Below are 22,380 nucleotides of genomic sequence, written 5' to 3' on the forward strand. Positions count from 1 at the left end.
CAAACGTGAAAACTACTGGTTAAGGGAAAAAAATGCACAACGGCGTGATGAAGGCATGGCTCGAGTCTTCACACTTGGCTGGCGCCAATGCAACTTACGTAGAAGACCTCTACGAACTGTATCTAAGTGATCCCGATCTGGTAAGTGAGGAGTGGAAACGTGTTTTTGATGGGCTGCCTACGCACCCAACGAATGTGGTTGAACAACCACACTCACGCGTCCGTGACTACTTCCGACGACTCGCCCAAGAGACAAAGCATTACAATGTCCAAGTTAGTGATCCTGAAGTCGATGCAAAACAAGTTAAAGTACTGCAGCTAATTAACGCATACCGTTTCCGCGGTCATGAGGCTGCCAAGCTTGATCCTCTTGGTTTATGGAACCGCCCTGAAGTGGTGGAACTGAATCCTGCTTTCCATAACTTGACCCCAGAAGATATGGAAGAAACCTTCAACGTGGGCTCTTTTGCGATCGGCAAAGACACGATGAAGTTGAAAGACATCTACCAATCCCTGCAAAAAATCTACTGCGGTTCTGTCGGTGCTGAATATATGCACATCACTGACACTGAACAAAAACGCTGGATTCAGCAGCGCCTTGAGCCAGTCATTGGCAATCCGCTTTTCACAAAAGATGAAAAGCGCACTTTCCTTGAAGAGTTAACCGCAGCAGAAGGCCTTGAGCGTTACCTTGGTGCTAAATTCCCAGGCGCGAAGCGTTTCTCTCTCGAAGGTGGTGATGCCTTAGTTCCCATGACCAAAGAACTGATCCGCCACGCTGGTGCTAGTGGTATGCGTGAAGTCGTGATTGGTATGGCTCACCGCGGTCGCTTAAATATGCTGGTTAACGTTCTGGGCAAAAAGCCTCAAGATCTGTTTGACGAGTTTGCGGGTAAGCACGGTGAAGGTTGGGGCACAGGTGACGTTAAATATCACCAAGGTTTCTCGGCTGACTTTGCGACACCAGGTGGTGACGTACATTTAGCGTTGGCTTTTAACCCATCGCATCTTGAGATTGTTAACCCAGTAGTGATGGGTTCGGTGCGTGCGCGTCAAGATCGTCTCGGCGATGAAGATGGCAGTAAAGTTCTGCCTATCACAGTGCACGGCGACTCAGCGATTGCGGGGCAAGGTGTGGTTGCTGAAACCTTCAACATGTCTCAAGCTCGTGGCTTCTGCGTTGGTGGAACAGTACGTATCGTGGTGAATAACCAAGTGGGTTTCACCACTTCAAACCCACGCGATACTCGTTCAACCATGTACTGTACTGACATCGCCAAGATGGTGCAGGCTCCGATTTTCCACGTTAACTCAGACGATCCAGAAGCGGTGGCATTTGTTACACGTTTAGCGCTGGATTACCGTAATGAATTCAAACGTGACGTGGTCATTGATCTGGTGTGTTATCGCCGTCATGGTCACAACGAAGCGGATGAGCCAAATGCAACTCAACCGCTGATGTACCAAAAAATTAAGAAACACCCAACTCCACGTAAACTGTATGCCGATGTGTTGACTGAGCGTGGCGAGTGCGATTTAGAAACCGCGACTCAGCTCGTAAACGAATATCGCGATGCCCTAGATCACGGTGAAGTGGTAGTTAAAGAGTGGCGCCCAATGGCGATGCACTCGGTTGACTGGTCTCCATACCTTGGCCACGATTGGAATATTCCATGGAATAACGAATATGTTATGGAGCGTTTGCAAGATCTCGGTCGTCGAATTTGCCAATATCCAGAAAGCCATGTTCTGCATAGCCGTGTAGAAAAAATCTATCAAGATCGCCTATCAATGATTTCAGGTGAGAAGATGCTGGACTGGGGGATGGCGGAAACGCTGGCTTACGCCACTCTAGTTGATGATGGTAAACGTATTCGTATCTCAGGCCAGGATTCAGGCCGTGGAACATTCTTCCACCGTCATGCGGTTCTACATAACCAAAATGATGCCAGCACTTATATTCCGCTCGCGCAAATTCATGCAGGGCAAGGCCCGTTTGAAGTGTTTGATTCGGTATTGTCCGAAGAAGCAGTGTTGGCATTTGAATACGGTTACGCAACAGCAGAACCAAGCGGCTTAACCTTGTGGGAAGCGCAGTTTGGTGATTTTGCTAACGGAGCACAGGTTGTAATTGACCAGTTTATTTCCTCTGGTGAGCAGAAATGGGGTCGCCTGTGTGGCCTAACTATGTTGTTGCCGCATGGCTATGAAGGCCAAGGCCCTGAACACTCTTCTGCACGTTTAGAACGCTATTTGCAACTATGCGCTGAGCAAAACATGCAAGTTGTGGTTCCTTCAACTCCCGCTCAGGTTTACCACATGATTCGTCGTCAAGTGGTTCGTCCAATGCGTCGTCCATTGGTGGTGATGTCGCCTAAGTCTCTACTGCGTCATCCACTGTGTGTATCGAGTATGGAAGATCTTGCCCATGGTACTTTCCAAGCAGCGATTGCGGAAATCGATGCATTGGAAGCGACACAAGTGAAGCGTGTCGTGTTCTGTTCCGGTAAGGTTTATTACGATCTACTGGAACAGCGCCGAGCCAATGAGCAGAAAGATGTCGCGATTGTTCGTATTGAACAGTTGTACCCGTTCCCTCAAGAAGAGGTACAAGCGGCCATTGCGAATTACACCAATGTGGTGGATTACGTTTGGTGTCAGGAAGAACCACAGAACCAAGGTGCTTGGTATAGCAGCCAGCATAATTTCCGTGCTGCAATTCCAGCGGGTGCTGATTTGAAATATGCAGGTCGACCAGCTTCTGCATCACCTGCAGTTGGCTATATGTCGGTGCACATGAAACAACAAAAAGCGTTGATTGAAGACGCTCTGACCCTAGCTAAGAACTAGAAGTATAAGGAAGATACCATTATGACCATTGAAATTCTGGTTCCAGATTTGCCTGAATCAGTTGCGGATGCCACTGTTGCCACGTGGCACAAAAAACCGGGCGATGTGATTGCTCGTGATGAAGTGATTGTTGAAATCGAAACCGACAAAGTGGTGCTGGAAGTTCCAGCGCCAGAAGCGGGCGTACTAGAAACGATTCTGGAACAAGAAGGTGCGACCGTACTTTCTAAACAACTTCTGGCGCGTTTGAAGCCAGGTGCTGTGGCGGGTGAACCAACACAAGATACTCCGGATGCTACTGAGCCATCACCAGATAAACGCCATAAAGCATCACTAACTGAAGAAAGCAATGATGCCCTGAGCCCTGCGGTTCGTCGCCTGCTTGCAGAACACAACTTGGAAGCAAGCCAAGTCAAAGGTTCTGGCGTGGGTGGTCGTATCACTCGTGAAGACATCGAAGCTCATTTGGCGGCGAACAAAGCCAAGCCTGCCGCGAAAGCAGAAGCACCTGTTGCAGCTATCGCTCCAGTGGTTGGTCGTACAGAAAAACGCGTACCGATGACTCGTCTACGTAAGCGTATTGCTGAGCGTCTGTTGGAAGCGAAAAACAGTACAGCAATGCTCACGACGTTTAACGAAGTGAACATGAAACCGATTATGGATATGCGTAAGCAGTACCAAGATGTGTTTGAAAAACGTCATGGTATCCGTCTAGGTTTTATGTCGTTCTACGTGAAAGCGGTGACTGAAGCACTGAAACGTTACCCAGAAGTGAATGCGTCTATCGATGGCGATGATCTGGTTTATCACAACTACTTTGATGTAAGCATTGCGGTGTCAACGCCTCGTGGTCTGGTAACGCCTGTACTAAAAAACTGCGATACCTTGAGCTTGGCGCAAATTGAAAAAGGCATTAAAGAGCTGGCAGAAAAAGGTCGTGACGGTAAATTGACTGTGGACGAACTGACTGGCGGTAACTTCACTATCACCAATGGTGGTGTGTTTGGTTCTCTGATGTCAACGCCTATCATCAACCCACCACAAGCGGCGATTCTGGGTATGCATAAAATCCAAGACCGTGCGATGGTGGTGGATGGCAAGATTGAAATCCTGCCAATGATGTATCTGGCGCTGTCTTATGACCACCGTTCAATTGATGGTCGTGAGTCGGTTGGTTTCTTGGTGACAGTTAAAGAGTTACTAGAAGATCCAGCACGTCTGCTGCTCGATGTTTAAACTGTCTATTGCTCAAATTTCTGAGTAATGGAGAAAAGGGTCGGACACGCTCAACGTCCGACCTGGCTTTGGCCAAAGATTGGCTACTCGCTCAAGAGTGACCCTACAAACGTAAAGTTCAGCTCAATGGACTCTATGGAAGAACAATAAACAAATGGAACAACACAATGAATTTGCATGAATATCAAGCTAAACAGCTGTTTGCAGAATTCGGTTTGCCTGTACCGGAAGGTTATGCTTGTGATACGCCACAAGAAGCGTTTGAAGCTGCAGGACGCATCAGCACAGCCAAGAAAGTCGTAAAATGCCAAGTTCACGCAGGTGGACGTGGTAAAGCAGGTGGCGTCGAACTGCACGATACTAAAGATGGTGTAAAAGCCTTTGCACAAAAGTGGCTAGGTAAAAACCTAGTAACTTATCAAACAGATGCGAATGGCCAACCTGTTTCAAAAATCCTGGTTGAAGAAGCATCTAACATCGCGAATGAACTCTATCTTGGTGCGGTGGTTGACCGTTCTACTCGCCGTATCGTTTTCATGGCATCGACTGAAGGTGGTGTGGAAATTGAGAAAGTCGCAGAAGAAACTCCAGAACTGATCCACAAAGCAGCGATCGATCCACTGGTTGGCCCTCAAGCCTACCAAGGCCGTGAGTTGGCGTTTAAGCTGGGCCTGCAAGGTGACCAAATCAAACAGTTCGTGAAAATTTTCATGGGCTTGGGTGAAATGTTTGCTCAATACGACCTCGCGCTGCTGGAAATCAACCCGCTGGTGATTACGGCTGAAGGCAATCTGCTGTGTCTAGACGGTAAGATCAACATCGACTCCAATGCCATGTACCGTCAACCTAAACTGCGTGAAATGCACGATGCTTCTCAAGAAGATGCTCGCGAAGCGCATGCGGCTAAATGGGAACTTAACTACGTTGCGCTAGATGGTAACGTCGGTTGTATGGTTAACGGTGCTGGCCTAGCAATGGGTACCATGGACATTGTTAACTTGCACGGCGGAAAACCAGCAAACTTCCTCGATGTGGGCGGTGGCGCGACCAAAGAGCGCGTTGCAGAAGCATTCAAGATCATTTTGTCTGATACCAATGTAAAAGCCGTACTGGTGAACATCTTTGGTGGCATTGTGCGCTGCGACATGATTGCAGAAGGCATTATTGGTGCGGTTAAAGAAGTTGGCGTAAGCGTTCCTGTGGTTGTGCGCCTTGAAGGTACAAACGCAGAACTTGGACGCAAAGTGCTGGCAGAATCTGGTCTAGATATTATTGCAGCTGTATCTTTGACAGACGCAGCGCAAAAAGTAGTTGCCGCGGCGGAGGGCAAATAATGTCGATTCTTATCAATAAAGACACTAAAGTCATTTGTCAGGGTTTCACCGGTGGTCAGGGTACTTTCCACTCTGAACAGGCGATTGCTTATGGCACACAAATGGTTGGTGGTGTATCACCAGGTAAAGGCGGTACAACTCATCTAGGTTTGCCTGTATTTAATACGGTTCGTGAAGCCGTTGAAGTGACTGGCGCAACTGCCACAGTTATCTATGTACCAGCACCATTCTGTAAAGATGCGATTCTGGAAGCGATCGATGCGGGCATCAAGCTTATCGTGACGATCACTGAAGGCATTCCTACCACTGACATGATTGATGTCAAAGTGAAACTGGAACAGACTGGTGTTCGTATGATTGGCCCGAACTGTCCAGGTGTGATCACGCCGGATGAGTGTAAGATTGGCATCATGCCAGGACACATTCATAAGAAAGGTAAAGTGGGTATCGTTTCTCGCTCTGGTACTTTGACTTATGAAGCGGTTAAACAAACCACAGACGAAGGTTTCGGCCAGTCAACCTGTGTGGGCATCGGTGGCGACCCAATTCCGGGGTCAAACTTCATCGACATCCTGAAGATGTTCCAAGAAGATCCAGCGACTGAAGCGATTGTGATGATCGGTGAAATTGGTGGTACCGCGGAAGAAGAAGCAGCTGCTTTCATCAAAGCCAACGTCACAAAACCTGTCGTTTCTTATATCGCAGGTGTAACGGCTCCTCCGGGCAAACGCATGGGTCATGCTGGTGCGATCATCTCTGGTGGTAAAGGTACCGCTGAAGAGAAATTTGCAGCACTTGAGTCTGCGGGCGTGAAGACAGTAAAAAGTCTTGCCGATATTGGCAAAGCGCTGCGTGAAGTGACTGGCTGGTAATCTACCGCGATTACTTACTCAGATAATAAAAAACCCCGAACACAGCTTCGGGGTTTCTTTTTACTAAAAGCCAATTCTTTTTACTAAAGGCTAATGTGATACAGCGTTAAGCGATCCGTTTAAACTGGGTGAGTACAAACAATACCGCAGCAGAAACCACCACTGACGGACCTGCAGGTGTGTCAAAGTGCCAAGATAGCGCCAACCCACCGATCACACTTAATACACCCAGTCCAATTGCCCAAAACGCCATGGCTTCTGGGGTGCGTGAAAGACGGCGAGCAGTAGCCGCGGGGATGATTAACAGCGAGCCCATAATCAAAGCCCCGACAAATTTCATCCCGACGGCAATCACTAAACCGATAAGTAGCATCAAGATTAAACGCATCAAGTCAGTGTTGGTTCCTTCAACAAAGGCTAACTCTTCATTCACGCTAGTCGAGAGAAGAGGTTGCCAGAGGAGATATACAATCACACTGACGGTGAAGACACCTAACCAGATAAAGGTAAGATCGGAGGTGCTAATCGCAAGTAAGTCACCAAACAGATAGCTCATCAAATCGATGCGAACATTATCGAGAAAGCTCACCGCAATCATACCGAGCGATAGCGCACTGTGCGCCATGATACCAAGTAGGGTATCGGTCGCGATGAGTTTTTGCTTTTGCATCGCCACTAAAATGGCCGCCATACCTAAACAGCAAACTAACAAGGCGAGATACAAATTGATGTCGAGTAAAAAACCCAAGGCTAGGCCAAGTAAGGATGCGTGCGCAAGGGTATCTCCGAAATAGGCCATTTTGCGCCATACCACAAAAGAACCTAAAGGTCCGGCGATAATGGCAATACCAAGACCTGCCAATAGAGAAGGCAAAAGAAATTCAATCATGTTTGTGGTGACCATGTGAGTGGTGCGAGCAAGCACTTGCTTTGCCTTTAACCGGTAAGCCTGATAAATCGTGGTGGTGATGCTCGTGGTGGTGTTGATAAAAAGCGAGGGTGTCTCGGCTACGGTGGCCAAACATCGCTAAATAGCTCGGGTGTTTGGCGATGTTCTCGGGGGAGCCAGAGCAGCATACATGGTGCTGCAAACAGATGACTTCATCCGTTTTCGCCATCACCAAATGTAAATCGTGAGATACCATCAACACGGCGCAGCCAAATCGGTTGCGTAGAGTATGGATGAGATCATACAAGTCGATTTGTCCTTGGACGTCCACTCCTTGCGCGGGCTCATCTAATACAAGTAAGTCGGGTCTTTGTAATAATGCTCTCGCTAACAGAACTCGCTGAGTTTCGCCGCCAGATAACTTATGCATGTCGTTGGTTTGTAGGTGCTCCCCCCGACAAGGCGTAGTGCTTCAGACAACTCTTGAGGACTAAAGCGCCCTGCGAGTTTTAAAAATCGATTCACAGTCAGCGGCAAAGTATCGTTAAGTTTGAGTTTTTGTGGAACATAACCGATGCGTACACCCGCTTGGCGGACGATTTTACCTGAACTGATGGTTTGTAATCCTAAGATGACTTTTACCAACGTTGATTTACCTGCACCGTTAGGGCCAATAAGCGTTGTAATATTGCCTTTAGTCAGATTTAAACGGATATTGTCAAGCACGCGTCGTTGTTCAAAATCGACGCAGATATCCTGCAATTCAATCAGAGTAGCCATGAATAGAACTCATTTGCAAAATGGTTATGTTATAAAGTAACATCTTGGCAAAATAAAAGCCACTAACTGGAGAGCGGCGATCATGTTACCGAGATTTGTTTTACTGAGTGCTCTTTCACTGTTTGCTCAAATGGCCAGTGCCATTGAGGTGCTGACGAGCATCAAGCCGATACAAATGATCACTTATGAATTAATGCTAGGCACTGGTACGCCCGATGTACTGTTACCCTCGGGGGCTTCGCCGCACGATTATGCGCTCCGTCCTTCAGATGTAAAGCGGATTCAACAAGCGGATTTGGTTATTTGGTTTGGTCAAGATCTTGAACCCTTTATGAGTAAGTTATTAGTTGATCGTGAATCTGCGTTAACATTAAGCCAAATCCCGAATTTAGTCCTCCGCGAATACAATGAAGAAGGGGGGCATGACCATGATGGACACCATCATGGAAACCACGATCCTCATTTTTGGTTGGGAATTGAGCAAGCCGGGCAAGTCGCCCGTTCTATCACTGCGCGGTTAATTGCACTTGATGAGGTTAACCAACAACAGTATCAAGCAAATTTGGTTCGCTTCTTAACAAGCTTAGCGGAGTACGATAATGCTATTGGTGAAAAACTAAAACCCGTCACCACCGTTCCTTATTATGTATTCCATGATGCTTATGGTTATTTCGAGCAGCATTTCGCACTCAATAATCTTGGGCATTTCACAGTTAGCCCTGAACGCAAACCAGGTGCCAAAACACTAATCGCCATCAAGCAAACGCTTAATTCACAGTTAGCGAAGTGTGTTTTTGCCGAGCCACAATTTGAGCCAGCAATTATCGATACCGTGGTAAGAGGCACACCGGCGAAGATTGGTGTACTGGACCCATTGGGAAGCTCAATAGAGTTGAATGCAGGCAGCTATTTTGTTTTTCTCAATCAACTTGCTGAAAGCTACTACCGTTGTCTGTCTCAGTCTTGAGTAAACTATGAACAACGCTAAGATTTAAATGCGGCTTTAGCCGCATTTTTTTTGATCGCACTTTAAAAAAGTCGCGCTTTCTAAGCCTTTCAAACTGCATAGAGTTCAGTGATTCGTTAGAATGCATGAGAGTTTGTGCTGCTATTCACTCTTCGATTTATTAAGCATGAATTCTAAATTGTCGCTGACAGGGGAACTCGTGTTTCGCACATTGTTATACAGCTTCTTGCTGAATCTTATTTTTCCTTCATTGGTGTTGGCCTTAGATAAGTCAATGTCGGTTTTTTATCCTTTGCCGATCCAAGAGCAGGGGAAAGTCATTGTTGCTCAAAACCTCTATCTTGGAACGGACGGCGGTATCTGGATGCATGATGTGCATGGAAAAGTCATGTATTTTGATGGGCAAAATATCCTGCCACGTCGAGGTTCTGTACTTCCGCAAACGTCGAGTCACATTGTTTACGCAAATAGTGCTTTCTGGACATTTGAACAACATGAATTGTTTCGAACCTATCCTGCGGGGCACAAAGAGTTGATGTTAAGCCTCACACCTGGAACCCAAATCAATCAGATTGGTTCATCGAACGGCATGATTTGGATGACGGATAATGACAATTTCTACAGCTATGAAATTCGAAGTGGGCGAGTATCGACGCTTTCACTGCACGAGTTATATCAGTTGAATAGTGCTAGTACGGTTGTCATAAACGATGCGCAGTTCTTGGTTTCAAAGTGGGCGCTAGCGACGAATGTTGGTGTTTATTTGTCTGATGAGCAAGGCTTTTCTCATGTGAAAAAATCCGGAAAACATTTTGTTCAGAAGCTTTATTTTTCTCATAAACGCCGAGAGTTATTAGTTGGCTCTAAGCGCGGTGCATTAATTATTGATATTGAGAACAAGCGCTCACTACCCGATCGAATTGGCTCATCGCATGTTCTATCCATTGCGGAGACAGAAAAGGAGTACTGGGTTGGCACTGAAGAGGGGCTTTATGTTTACTCCTTTATCACGGGAAAAGTAGTTCAATTAGAAAATAATAGTAATAATGAGTACGCTTTACTGGGTAAGAAAATCTATGCAATGGTGAATGATTTTCAAGGGGGAATGTGGATCGCAACTGATAAAGGTGTGTTTTACTATTCTTTATTTGGGCAGCAGTTTACGCGTTACCCTACTCAAGCATTATCGAACGATGGTAGTAAAGCACAGATCAGTAAAATCAAGGCATTAAACTCTGATGGTGATTATTTGGCCATCACACAACAAGGGTTGTATAATTTCAATGTCGCTGATGATTTACGTAAACACCTCATCTATCCCGGTAAGATCAACGACTTTGCTATCAACGGTGAGAATATATGGATTGCAACAGACAAAGGGTTGGCTCGTTATAATCTTTCTCGTCGTAGTATCGATACTCCTCATCTACCGCTAGCATTGCTACAAACATCCGTTGAACACCTCACTATTGACGGCAGCGGTAACTTATGGGGTTCAAGTAATCATCAGATTTGGTCATATTCAATCATTCAACAAAGCTTTGTGGATTATGGTTCGGAATGGATTGTTAAACAATTTTCACCTTCTCGAATCACCCTTCTTGCTGCTGTAGAGCAAGGCATTGTTATTGGTACTGAGCATGGTGCTTACTCTTTATTTGGAAAACAGATTCGTTTCGATTTTTCTAGTCATCGCTATGGTGAAATAGTGCAAGTAGCGCAAAATGCTTTGGGTGATGTTTGGATTATTGGCGCTTATGGCGTTTTTTTGTGGCATAAAGATAAACCTGAAGCAGTGCCAGTAGAATTAATTGAAGAGAATATCCAACCACTGTGTATTGCTGAATCCAAGCAAGGTATGTGGTTTATTTCGTCACAGGGAATAAGTCACTATAGCGACCAAGGTCAATTGAATAAAAATTATAGTGCCCCTTATGGCTTAATCAGCCATGAATTTCTTCCCGCCTCTTGCGCAGTAGGCGAAGAAAAAGAAAGTTCATCTTTGGTTATTGGATCGCAATTGGGAATAGTGAAAGTAAACACGGAAGAGCTAGCAGTATCGAATTTACCTAATATTCAGGTGATGTTTAGCCAAGTGAGTGTCAACCATAGGCCTAAGCTACTGGGGTATCGTACACCTCATCCACTGAAGATTAACTATGGCGATGCGATTAGTTTCCAGTTTGGTGCTCTACCTTCTGCTCGTAGCCAATCGTTAGAATATAAATTGAACGACGATCAACAGTGGCAACGATTTGATTGGACACTATTGAGTTTTGATAAGTTATTACCCGGTAAATATCGCCTAAAAGTACGTAGTGCAAACCCTACTCAGCGCTATCGAACGGAAGCCTTGTTTGATTTTGAAGTTATGGAACCTTGGTACATGACTTCTGTGGCCATTGTTGGTTATGTTGTGGCTTTATTTGTGCTACTTGCCGTAGCGTTTTGGTGGCGAACTCGCATGATTGTTGGCGCTAACCGAAAGTTAAAGGCACAAGTTGATTTGAAAACGAGTCAATTGCGCCATCAGAGTAAAATAGTATTGAGTAATAACCATCAATTACGAAAACAACTGCAACTTCACCACAATTTACTAGGAAAGGTTTTAGAAAGCGTAGATCCATCGCTGCGGCATCTCTCTTCGTATGCCAAAGTACGAGGCTGGAATGAGTTTGATGCGCCTCTGAACAAAGTAAAGCAAGAATTAGCACAATTACACTTTATGCATCGCGGTGATGCTGAAGAGAGTAAGTTTCATGACTTACACTTATTGATAGAGTCAGCCTTAAAAAGTTGGCAGGAAGAGTACAGTAAAGCGGCGATCAAGCTTATTTACCAAGGTGAAACACGCTTTATCGAAGTCCGCCAATTTAATCTTGATGTACTGTTTAACGCGATTTTGACGGATGCGATTAAACGACTTTATAAATATCAAGAATTACAGATCCAACTAGAAGCGAGAGATGAACAAGCCGTTCTCGTTTTTTCTGATTTCGGTTCACCGATTCAAAACCTTGGATCAATGTTGGTGACATTAACAGGTTTTGGAACCTATCCATTACAGGAGCTCATTAGCCGAAGTGGGGGGGAACTGCGAGTATTCGTTCTGAAAGAGCGCAATGTGATTGAGCTCGAGTGGCCACTCGCCTCGATTCCAGAGATCGAATCGTTCAAGCAAGAAGGGGCTGAAATCGAACAGAAGTCAGCAATTGATGATGTGGAAAAAGAGTGGTTAAGTAAGCTAGAAAAGCTTATTGAGCAAAATTACAGTGATCCTAACTTTACGACATCAACGGCAGCACAATCCCTCTATGTTTCCGAGCGTAGTTTGCAGCGTCGCTTCAAAGCTGCAACAGGAAAAACATTTAAAGAATCACTGAATGAGGTACGTTTGGAGAAAGCCTGCCAGAGTTTATTGAGTGGGGCAAAAATTGCTCAGGTGGCCTTTGACTGTGGATTTAATGACCCTTCCTACTTTAGCCAACGTTTTAAACATCACTTTGGTTTATCTCCGAGTCAATTTATTGAAGATCAAGAATCTTAGTGAGTATTCATTCAAGGCGTTGTTTTATTGTCGTGAAGTAGGAACCAGTGCGGTTTTGAAGAGATAGAGCCTAGAAAAAAATATCGTGGTATAGCCGGGGGGACTATACCACGGGTGTCAACGACACCTTCGCTTGCTGCCGGAGTGATACAACATAGTCATATCACCTCTGGAATTCTTGTCTCTAGGAGGGATGTCCTTTCAACGCTTTCACTATAATCCCACCGACTTATTTTACTTATAAAATTAACGACAACGTTACATAGAAAAACGACAATGTTTATTGTCGCTTGTTATCTTTTTGATTTTTATGGTTTATTTTTATTTTGTCGGATTTCTTATGTACTTTGGCTGCATGTAAAGATTTTTCTTACATCTCCTTTGACGTTTTTAACGGGAATTCTTTTGACGAAAGTGACGTTAGGAATGACTTAGCAAACTTTGTTTTCACGCAAAAAAACGTTATGTCCTTTATGATAATGTGGCTTATCATTAATGGTAATATTTCTTATTAACACTTTCTTTTATTAAAAAGTAACGAACATGAAATTGTCACAGCTGAAAGCGGGCGAGCGTGGTGTTGTTCTCGCATTAGAAGGTCTTTCTGAAACCATTAGAAAGAAACTCATGGTCATGGGAGTCCTACCCAACACGGAGGTGGTGTTAATCCGACGAGCGCCTATGGGCGATCCTCTTCAAATTGAGGTTCGAGGCGTGTCGATTGCTTTGCGTGAAAATATCGCGGCCAGTATTGAGGTGGAGAAAGCGTCATGAAATATCAAGTGCTTACTGTTGGTAACCCTAACAGCGGTAAAACAACGCTTTTTAACGGCCTGACTGGAGCGAAACAGCAAGTAGGTAACTGGGCTGGGGTGACCGTTGAGAAAAAGACGGGACGTTTTACTCATGCGGGTGATGAGTTCTTGCTAACCGATTTACCCGGTATTTATGCTTTAGACAGCGGTAATGATGACAACAGTATTGATGAATCGATCGCTTCACGTGCGGTGCTTACACATCCTGCCGATGTCATCATTAATGTGGTTGACGCTACTTGTCTTGAGCGCAGTCTCTATATGACGCTTCAACTGCGCGAATTACGTCGTCCTATGATCGTCGTGCTCAATAAAATGGATGCGCTGAAACGAGAGCGTGTTCATCTTGATCTTAAGCAATTGGAACAGTTTCTCGGCTGCCCTGTTATTGCGCTTTCCGCTAACAACAAAGAGCAAGTACGCCGTTTTCAGGAAAAGCTACATAAGATTGTGGTACAAGGTATCGCGCTGAAACAATTTGATTTGAATTATGGCGATGACTTTGAGCAACTCATTACCCAACTGGAATCCATTTTTGTTGATCAAACGGTGACATCACGAGCGCTATCAATCCGAGCTCTCGAAAATGATTTGTTAGTGATCAACAGCCTAGAAGAAAGTGATCGCCAGAAAGTTCGTGAGGTTCAGAACTCGGCCGCGATGGACATCGATTTGCTGGTTGCGAATGTGCGTTACACCTATTTGCATGATTTGTGCACTCATGTGCGACGTTCAGAAGGCAAGTTGAGCCATAAATTCACGCAGAAAGCGGATCGCATCATTCTCAATAAATGGGTAGGAATTCCTTTCTTCTTTGCGGTGATGTATGTGATGTTTATGTTCTCGATCAATATCGGCAGTGCCTTCATTGATTTCTTCGACATAAGCGTTGGTGCGCTTCTGGTGGATGGCGGCCATTATTTGCTTGATGACCATTTGCCAGTTTGGTTAGTGACTTTGATTGCTAATGGGGTCGGTGGAGGTATCCAAACTGTTGCCACCTTTATTCCTGTGATTGCTTGTCTATACCTTTTTTTAGCGGTGTTAGAGAGTTCTGGTTACATGTCGCGCGCAGCGTTTGTACTAGATAAAGTGATGCAGAGAATCGGTTTGCCGGGCAAAGCGTTTGTACCACTTGTGCTTGGTTTTGGTTGTAACGTCCCTTCTATTATGGCAACCCGAACATTAGATCAAGAGCGTGAGCGTAAGCTTGCAGCATCAATGGCTCCCTTTATGTCATGCGGTGCTCGCTTACCCGTTTATGCCTTGTTTGCCGCCGCATTCTTTCCGCAAAGTGGTCAGAACGTTGTGTTCGCACTCTATTTATTAGGCATTGTGGCAGCCGTATTTACAGGCTTGATTCTGAAAAAAACCTTGTACCCTGGTGTAAGTGAAAGCTTAATCATGGAAATGCCAGATTATGAAATTCCGACTTTGCAAAACGTGGTACTCAAAACGTGGCAGAAGCTAAAGCGCTTTGTGATGGGGGCAGGAAAAACAATTGTGATTGTGGTTACGATCTTGAGCTTTTTGAACTCAGTGGGTACTGATGGTTCATTTGGTAATGAAAATAGCGACAAGTCAGTGCTTTCTAAGGCTGCACAGTTTGTAACTCCGGTTTTTGCGCCAATGGGAATTTCTCAACAAAACTGGCCTGCGACCGTAGGTATTATTACGGGTATTTTTGCTAAAGAAGCGGTAGTGGGAACCTTGAATAGTCTTTATTCCACGTCAGCTGATGCTGAAGAGGCTCCTGAATATGATTTACTTGCGAGCCTTCAAGAAGCCGTAATGACTATACCGGAAAACTTAGCCGGACTCAGTTTTAGTGACCCACTGGGGATTGAAGTTGGTGATCTGACCGATACGAATGCGGTCGCGCAAGAGCAAGAAGTTGATGCGTCGATCTTTGGCAACTTGCACACTTATTTTGTGAATGGGCATGTCGCGTTTGCTTACCTGATTTTTATTCTGCTTTATACCCCTTGTGTTGCAGCTATGGGGGCTTATGTGCGTGAATTTGGGGTGGCTTATGCTCGCTTTATTGCGATGTGGACGATGGGGCTTGCTTACGGTTCAGCCGTAATGTACTACCAACTAACGCATGTTTCTGAACATCCGGTGTCAAGTTTGGCTTGGGTTACGACCATCACTCTGATTGCTTTTGCCACCTATTGGATGTTGAAGAAAACAGGGCGTAAGCAGCGAATGATCGAGGTTCCTGTCGCGTGATATTAACGGATCTCAAAGCCGCGATTGAAGCGAAAGGTAGCATCACCCGCCAAGAGTTAGCTCGGCGCTTTTCTTTGAGCGAAGATGGTGTAGATGCCATGCTTTCGGTCTGGATTAAGAAAGGGGTAATATCTCGTCAGCAATACACAAATGCAGAAGATGCCATCGTTCGGGTTCGTTATGTCCTCAATCGTGTCGGCGACTTGTCGGTGAGTGTTACCATGTAGTTGAGTCCTGATATGAATAAAAAAGCCGCGTAATGCGGCTTTTTTATTGTCACTTCTAAAAATTGGCTTATCACGGTAATGATTTTTCTAGCACACCGAAATGTTTAAGTAAGCTGAGGCGAAAAGTGTGGACTTTGTGCAAGATATTGTTGGATAGCCGTGATCAGTGTTTGTTGCTCTAGCTCTGAGCGGAATACTCCTTGAGTTCGCCCCCAAACGGGTCCCGGCCAAGCCATATCATCAGTAAAGCGAGCAATGTGGTGAATGTGCAGTTGAGGCACCATATTACCCAGTGCGCCTAAGTTGAGTTTGTCTGGAGTGAACAGGGTTTCTAAGGTTTGGCAAATGATTTGCGATTCCACTAGAAATTGTTGTTGCTCATTCATAGGCAAGTGGTGCAGCTCGCGTAATCCTACTCTTTGTGGAACTAAGATGATCCAAGGAACGGTAGAGTCTTTATGTAACAGAGCAACACAAAGTGGAAAATGTCCGATGACATTTGTATCTTTTTGCAGTTGAGGGTGCAGTTCAAAATGTGCCATGAGGTTGCGCCTCCGAGTCAGAATCTGTTTTCTCGCTTTGTCTAAACGAGATGGGGGAGATAAAGAAAAGGTTGGCGATTGGCCAACCTTTTCCCTGCTTCAATTACATTCTTTCTAGAGTGTCAATGCCCAAAAGTGCTAAGCCTTGCTTGATGGTTTTAGCAGTCAGGGCCGCGAGTTTCAAACGACTCTGCTTAACGCTTTCTTGCTCTGCGACTAAAATTGGGCAAGCTTCGTAGAAGCTAGAGAAAATACCCGCGAGTTCAAACAGGTAGCTACACATGATGTGCGGTTGACCTTCACGAGCCACCGATTGAACTGCTTCTTCAAACTGCAGCAGTTTAGCGATCAGCGCTTTTTCTTTCTCTTCTGTGATTTGGATATGGCCAGCTAGTTCATTCATATCCACGCCTGCTTTTGCAAACACAGAAGCAACACGAGTGTAAGCGTACTGCATGTAAGGTGCCGTGTTGCCTTCAAACGCCAGCATGTTGTCCCAATCGAACACATAATCGGTGGTGCGGTGTTTTGAAAGGTCAGCGTATTTCACCGCCGCCATTGCCACTGTGTTGGCGATGTTGGCTTTCTCTTCTGCTGACAGTTCTGGGTTTTTGGATTCAATCAGGGCTTTGGCGCGATCTTCTGCTTCATCCAGTAAATCGGCTAAGCGGACGGTGCCGCCTGCACGAGTTTTGAAAGGTCGGCCATCTTTGCCTAGCATCATACCAAACGCATGGTGCTCTAAGCTGACCTCTTCTGGGATATAGCCCGCTTTGCGTACGATAGTCCACGCTTGCATCAAGTGTTGATGTTGACGTGAATCGATGAAGTACAGTACACGATCGGCCCCCAACGTTTCATAACGGTATTTAGCACACGCAATGTCAGTGGTTGTGTACAGGAAACCACCATCACGTTTTTGCACGATAACGCCCATAGGTTCGCCGTCTTTATTCTTGAATTCGTCCAAGAAAACCACTTGCGCACCATCGTCTTCGACTGCCAAGCCTTTGGCTTTCAGATCGCTAACAATTAACGGTAGCATGTCGTTGTACATGCTTTCGCCCATGACATTTTCACGAGTGAGGGACACGTTCAAGCGGTCGTAGTTACGCTGGTTTTGAATCATGGTGACATCAACCAACTTCTTCCACATCTCTAGGCAGAATGGGTCGCCACCTTGCAATTTCACTACGTAGTTACGCGCAGTTTCTGCAAACTGTTCATCTTCGTCATACAGCTTTTTCGATTCACGATAGAAAGCCTCGAGATCAGAAAGCTCCATCGAAATTTCACCCGATGCTTTCTGCACGCGCTCAAGGTTGGCGATCAGCATGCCGAACTGGGTACCCCAATCACCAATGTGGTTCGCGCGGATCACGTTATGACCCAAGAATTCCAAGGTACGAACTACCGCATCCCCAATGATGGTTGAGCGCAGATGGCCTACGTGCATCTCTTTGGCAACGTTAGGTGCAGAGTAGTCAGCCACGATGGTTTTTGGGGTTTCTTGCGCAACGCCTAGACGCTCATCGGCAAGAGCCGCTTCAGCTTGAGCGGCGAGAAACTCTTCGCTCAAGAAGATATTGATAAAGCCAGGGCCAGCAATTTCAGTTTTGCTTGCAATGCCTTCAAGGTTTAGAACATCCAAGACTTTCTGTGCAAATTCTCGAGGATTGGTACCCAACTGCTTGGCTGCACCCATAATGCCATTCGCTTGGTAATCACCAAATTGTGCTTTTGCTGATTGACGAACCAGTGCTGGGGTGCCAGCGGGTGCGCCTGCGGCTTCGATAGCCTGAGAAACTCGATCATTGATTAGTGCTTGGATATTCACACGTTTGCCCTTCAATTCAAGGAAATAGGTGAGGAATGCCATCATTTTTGGAGTGAGGCATATCACAATAACATTGGTTAGATGGCGGCCATAATAACAATTTTCAGCTTAACCACCTAGGGAGAAACGCAGGAAATTTTCACCTTTTCCCGCCAATCTTGATAGTATCGCGTTCAAATAGCGATTTTAAGGCCATGAGATGCATCAACAACTTTGTGAGACAGGGCTTACCCCACAACAACTGCTTGGAAAACTCGATCGTTTTATCTCGAAAATAGAGCAGTTACTTGCTCTTTTGGGCTTAGATTTACGTTCTCATCAGCTAGATCATATTGCATTGCGAATTAATGATCAGGAACTGGCACAAACAGCCCATCAGGCATGGTTGGCTTATGGCCAGGAGATCTCTTGTGCGCAGATTAATGGTCGCCCGATCATCGTGATTCTTTTTAACGAGCCACTGCAATCAAGCCATTGGCGGATTGAATGCTTAGAACTGCCTTATCCTGCTCTCGGCAAAACTTACCCTGAGCAGAGTTGGGAGCATGTAGAGTTTGTCGTTCCTTCACAAGCACAGAGTGCCCAAGCATTTTGTGAGGAGTTGAAAACGAATTATCCCTCACTAGCGGAAAAATGGGATGGGTTTGCTGATGAGGGAATCAAGGTTAAGTTGTCGAGCCCGCAAGGAGAGGGGGAGCGTTTAGCGAACCCAACGGTGGCGTTTCAATGGCAGGGGGTGTGTATCAAACTGCACCCCCACCCGCTGCAAAAGATTGTTGAGTCAGAAGCTGAAATGGTGCGTTAACCAACATCATAAGCTTTAGCACGCAACTGGAATTCTTGCACTGAGCCGATTTCTTGACCAAGTTGTAGGGCGAGCGCATCTTGATGCGCCTTGCCTTGCGTGTGCATGATCAAACGATGCGCAGTCCGTGGTTTTAGCTCATTAACCACAAAACGAATCATATCGGCACGGCTGAGGTTTTTTAGCTCCTCCAATACCTTTTCTCGTTGGTCGAACGTGAGATCCTTGTTACCAATCGCGACCCATAAGCGCTGAGCACGAATTCTCAGTGTTGGATCGGGAGCGGATATTTGATTCCATAATCCGCGCTTACTGCTATGCCATTCATATTCGTTTAACTCTAACAGCACCATGTATAGCGCATTCAAAAACTCATCGATTGAACGGATTAACTCGCTAGGCGGCGCTGAGGGGGATTGTACGTAAAGAATCAACCCAGGATGGCGATTTAACGGCATATTACCCGTTCCAACCATATAACCGAGTTGCTGTTTGGTACGAATTTCGTGGAAAAATGTGGCTGACATCAAATGGTTGGCTAGGGAATACAATGCAATACTCCGCGGACTGACTTCTTCACACTGGTAGTAAACGACAATCGCAGAATCATCTTGTTGGCAATCAACTTCGCGTTGAAATGTCCCATTTTTGCCGAGCATGATGAGAGGGCGAAGTGACTCTTCGTAAGTTTGCCCTTGTACACGCAGTGCATCCTTGAGTACCTCTGCCATTTGTTGAGCCGCATGGGCTGACCAGTCGCCGTATACAAACATTTCAACATGCAATTGCGACAAAATGGCCTCGACAAAAGCTGCGAGCTCTTCTACGTGTACATCATCAATTTCGGCCAGCAAATCGGCATACGGCGGGTTATTGGGTTGCAGTAACCCAGTCATCGCATTAAACAGTTGAGAAATGGGTTTATCATGGGCTGCATTGCGCCAGTTACGGATCATCTGCTGTTTAATGGTGTCAAACCGTTTAGGTTGAAAATCACGTTGAGCAAATTTGCGCAAAATGACTTCCATCAGCTGTGGGAGTTTTTGGCTAAAACCAGAGAGCGTGAGGGTAACACCACCTTGATGAGCATAGAGGTTATAACCCATTCCTGCGATTTCCGCTTGGTAAGTCTCTTTGGCAAGGGCATCCAAAAACATTTCAACGCATAAGCGAGTCATGACGATATTACGGCAGTTGGCTACAGCGTGTGGGCTATCGATGGCGACATAAATGACGCCTTTGGGAACTCGAAACTCAGTATCTTGTTGATGCCATAGCGTAAATCCAGGCAAATCCTGCAACACTTGCGGTAAATTGCTCGCGTCTTTGATATCGGAAGGGTCAAGTTCATAACAGATAAATGGGTTTGGTTCCGGTAGTGCCAGTGGTAAATCTACCGATTGGCGGAACTGGTTCAGCTGCTTCGTACTGAAGGGTTGCACTGAGTAAGGGGTAAAGTACCATTGTGCTGTTCTATCAAAACCATCACCTTTGGCAATCAAGGTTGCACGCAGATTTTCTGGGGTAAGATAGCTGAGAATATGCCGCAGGAGTGGTTCGTCATACCCCATCATCATGTAGTCCCCATACGCCGTATCTTCGGGGGCGTAATGCTGCATATTGACCACTAAGTGGCTGACCATATCCAGTGGGCGCTGAGTTTCTTGAAAACGGAAAGCGGATTCCAGTACGGCGCGTTTTTCTTGATAACGCCATTCCTGCAATCCTTGAGTTGCAATTAAATTCAAGGTTTGAAAAAGGCTTTGAATGATGTCATCGACATGCTCTAGCCCTTCAGGCGTGAGCACGCAGCTGACCGCAAACTCGCGGTAGTTACTGCCACTGACCCCACCACCGGCAGAGAGAGTAGTGATCCAGCCTTTATCTTTCAGTGCTTGCAGCAAGCTGCCTTCACCTTCATAACCAATTAAATGCGCAAAGTAGGAAAGCGGCTTTTTCTGATAGTAGCTTTCGGTACTTGGCATCGGAAAGGCCATGATCAGTTTGCGAATTTCTTTGAGTGGCTCAACTCGGATCAGAATTCCGGTGTGCTCATCGCAAACAAAAGGTGGCAAAGGTGAGATGTCTCGTGTCGGGCTAGGAATGGCTGCGAAGTAAGTGTGTGCCCACTGTTCCAGTTCTTCAAAACTCTGCGGACCAATGAGCGTCAATGTCATTAACTCTGCAGAGTAGTGAGATTGGTAGAACTCAATAATTTCATCACGAATGGAGCTGTTTTCGCGATCACTTAGCGTTTGCTGATTGCCTACCGAGAATTTGCTGAAAGGATGTTGGGGGTTAATCGTTTCTTTCTGTACCTGATAGAGGCGGCGTGACTCATCTTTAATTTTGAGTTTGTATTCGGAGTCGACAGCTTGGCGTTCTTTATCTAGAGCTTCAGCATTAAAAAGCGGCGCAATGAAAAATTGGCTGAATCGGTCGAGGGCTTTAGCAAAGGCATTGGGAACAACATCGAAGAAAAAACAGGTGTGCTCGGTACCAGTCCAAGCATTATTTGAGCCCCCATGCTGACTGATAAAAGTTTGAAATTCGCCGACTTTCGGGTATTTTTCTGTACCCAAAAAAAGCATGTGCTCAAGGTAATGAGCTAAGCCTTGGCGTTCATTCGGATCGTCAAAGTGTCCCACGTTGACTGCTAAAGCCGCGGCGCATTTGGGGGCTTCAGGACTTTGGATCAAGAGAGTCCGTAAGCCATTGTTCAGCGTGAGATAGCGGTACTGATTGGTATCATTGGGGCTGATATGCACAGCATTTCTCCGGATTAATAAGGTCAAAGACGAGTCACAGAACACCAAGTTGACACATCGTACTATTATTATTCCTGTCAGTTTAGTCTGTCGTTTGGCTTTTTAATAGACTGTTAACGAAGTCGAAGTCTTTGCTCAGACTGCTGTTATAATCACAAAAACCAAGCAGCCAGAGACTGCATAGCGTAGGTAGTGTACATGAAGATTTATATTATGCGTCATGGAGAAGCTGAGCAGTTTGCTTCCAGTGATGCGGAGAGAGCATTAACCGATCGAGGTCGCCATGAATCAGAAGCGGTGGCTCGGGCATGTGCGGACCAACGAGGTGTTAGCGACTTTGACCTTGTACTGGTTAGCCCTTATTTGCGGGCGCAACAAACATGGGAGTTGCTGGCGGAACATTTTTCTGCCCGAAATGTAGAAAGTTGTGATGGTATCACGCCTTATGGGCAGTCAGATCGGGTGTTTGATTATCTCTCTGCTTTGATCGAGGTTGAACAGCTTGAATCCCTGTTGCTCGTTTCCCACTTACCGCTCGTGGGATATTTAGTCTCGGAATTTGTTGATGGCATGATCCCACCGATGTTCCCTACGTCAGGGGTTATCTGCATTGAGTACGATCCCGCAACCCAAATGGGGCAACCTTTGTGGAATGTTCATCCTTGATTGAATAGTCCGAG

The 22,380-nt window shown here is 45.8% G+C and carries 15 protein-coding genes and 1 pseudogene; 11 read left to right on the forward strand and 5 right to left on the reverse strand.

Annotated features, from left to right (window positions below):
- Positions 1-32: 32 nt before the first annotated feature.
- The 4 genes from sucA (at position 33) to sucD (ending at position 6,291) form a co-directional block, all read left to right on the forward strand.
- Positions 33-2,849, forward strand: coding sequence for a 2-oxoglutarate dehydrogenase E1 component (sucA, locus tag EPB59_RS03070; protein ID WP_154171527.1), 2,817 nt, complete (start codon positions 33-35; stop codon positions 2,847-2,849).
- 21 nt (positions 2,850-2,870) lie between these two features.
- Positions 2,871-4,085 (forward strand): 2-oxoglutarate dehydrogenase complex dihydrolipoyllysine-residue succinyltransferase, encoded by a 1,215-nt coding sequence (odhB, locus tag EPB59_RS03075; RefSeq protein WP_055044349.1) that lies wholly within the window; start codon positions 2,871-2,873, stop codon positions 4,083-4,085.
- Positions 4,086-4,252: 167 nt separating this feature from the next.
- Complete coding sequence (sucC, locus tag EPB59_RS03080) at positions 4,253-5,419, forward strand: ADP-forming succinate--CoA ligase subunit beta (protein ID WP_001048577.1); 1,167 nt, start codon at positions 4,253-4,255, stop codon at positions 5,417-5,419.
- Complete coding sequence (sucD, locus tag EPB59_RS03085) at positions 5,419-6,291, forward strand: succinate--CoA ligase subunit alpha (RefSeq protein WP_000025475.1); 873 nt, start codon at positions 5,419-5,421, stop codon at positions 6,289-6,291. The genes sucC and sucD overlap by 1 nt, the downstream gene beginning before the upstream one ends.
- A 106-nt stretch (positions 6,292-6,397) precedes the next feature.
- On the opposite strand, the gene znuB is transcribed toward sucD, so the two are convergent.
- Entirely contained in the window at positions 6,398-7,180 is a 783-nt protein-coding gene (znuB, locus tag EPB59_RS03090) for a zinc ABC transporter permease subunit ZnuB (protein WP_154171528.1), read from the reverse strand.
- Positions 7,173-7,894: pseudogene (znuC, locus tag EPB59_RS03095) on the reverse strand (zinc ABC transporter ATP-binding protein ZnuC). Before znuC ends, znuB begins: the two are co-directional and overlap by 8 nt.
- A 148-nt stretch (positions 7,895-8,042) precedes the next feature.
- Here znuC and znuA point away from each other — a divergent pair.
- From znuA to EPB59_RS03120, 5 genes are all read left to right on the forward strand, one after another.
- Entirely contained in the window at positions 8,043-8,927 is an 885-nt protein-coding gene (znuA, locus tag EPB59_RS03100; protein WP_154171529.1) for a zinc ABC transporter substrate-binding protein ZnuA, read from the forward strand.
- Between the two features lie 199 nt (positions 8,928-9,126).
- Positions 9,127-12,474, forward strand: a complete 3,348-nt coding sequence (locus EPB59_RS03105; RefSeq protein ID WP_195707088.1) for an AraC family transcriptional regulator — start codon at positions 9,127-9,129, stop codon at positions 12,472-12,474.
- 543 nt (positions 12,475-13,017) lie between these two features.
- Positions 13,018-13,248, forward strand: a complete 231-nt coding sequence (locus EPB59_RS03110; protein WP_055050947.1) for a FeoA family protein — start codon at positions 13,018-13,020, stop codon at positions 13,246-13,248.
- Positions 13,245-15,521, forward strand: coding sequence for a Fe(2+) transporter permease subunit FeoB (gene feoB, locus EPB59_RS03115; RefSeq protein WP_154171530.1), 2,277 nt, complete (start codon positions 13,245-13,247; stop codon positions 15,519-15,521). The genes EPB59_RS03110 and feoB overlap by 4 nt, the downstream gene beginning before the upstream one ends.
- Complete coding sequence (locus EPB59_RS03120; RefSeq protein WP_055050949.1) at positions 15,518-15,748, forward strand: FeoC-like transcriptional regulator; 231 nt, start codon at positions 15,518-15,520, stop codon at positions 15,746-15,748. Before feoB ends, EPB59_RS03120 begins: the two co-directional genes overlap by 4 nt.
- Before the next feature lie 104 nt (positions 15,749-15,852).
- Here the strand turns inward: EPB59_RS03120 and EPB59_RS03125 are convergent, their stop codons facing one another.
- Both EPB59_RS03125 and argS read right to left on the reverse strand, forming a co-directional pair.
- Entirely contained in the window at positions 15,853-16,290 is a 438-nt protein-coding gene (locus EPB59_RS03125) for an HIT family protein (protein ID WP_154171531.1), read from the reverse strand.
- Between the two features lie 103 nt (positions 16,291-16,393).
- On the reverse strand, positions 16,394-18,127 hold the full coding sequence (argS, locus tag EPB59_RS03130) for an arginine--tRNA ligase (RefSeq protein ID WP_154171532.1): 1,734 nt from the start codon (positions 18,125-18,127) through the stop codon (positions 16,394-16,396).
- Positions 18,128-18,326: 199 nt separating this feature from the next.
- Here argS and EPB59_RS03135 point away from each other — a divergent pair, with 199 nt between their 5' ends.
- Complete coding sequence (locus EPB59_RS03135) at positions 18,327-18,932, forward strand: VOC family protein (protein ID WP_154171533.1); 606 nt, start codon at positions 18,327-18,329, stop codon at positions 18,930-18,932.
- On the opposite strand, the gene EPB59_RS03140 is transcribed toward EPB59_RS03135, so the two are convergent.
- Entirely contained in the window at positions 18,929-21,700 is a 2,772-nt protein-coding gene (locus EPB59_RS03140) for an insulinase family protein (RefSeq protein WP_195707039.1), read from the reverse strand. The genes EPB59_RS03135 and EPB59_RS03140 overlap by 4 nt on opposite strands.
- A gap of 198 nt (positions 21,701-21,898) precedes the next feature.
- Here EPB59_RS03140 and sixA point away from each other — a divergent pair, with 198 nt between their 5' ends.
- On the forward strand, positions 21,899-22,366 hold the full coding sequence (gene sixA, locus EPB59_RS03145) for a phosphohistidine phosphatase SixA (protein WP_195707040.1): 468 nt from the start codon (positions 21,899-21,901) through the stop codon (positions 22,364-22,366).
- The last annotated feature ends 14 nt before the right edge of the window (positions 22,367-22,380 follow it).

The sequence above is a fragment of the Vibrio metoecus genome (assembly GCF_009665255.1).
Lineage (GTDB): Bacteria > Pseudomonadota > Gammaproteobacteria > Enterobacterales > Vibrionaceae > Vibrio > Vibrio metoecus_B.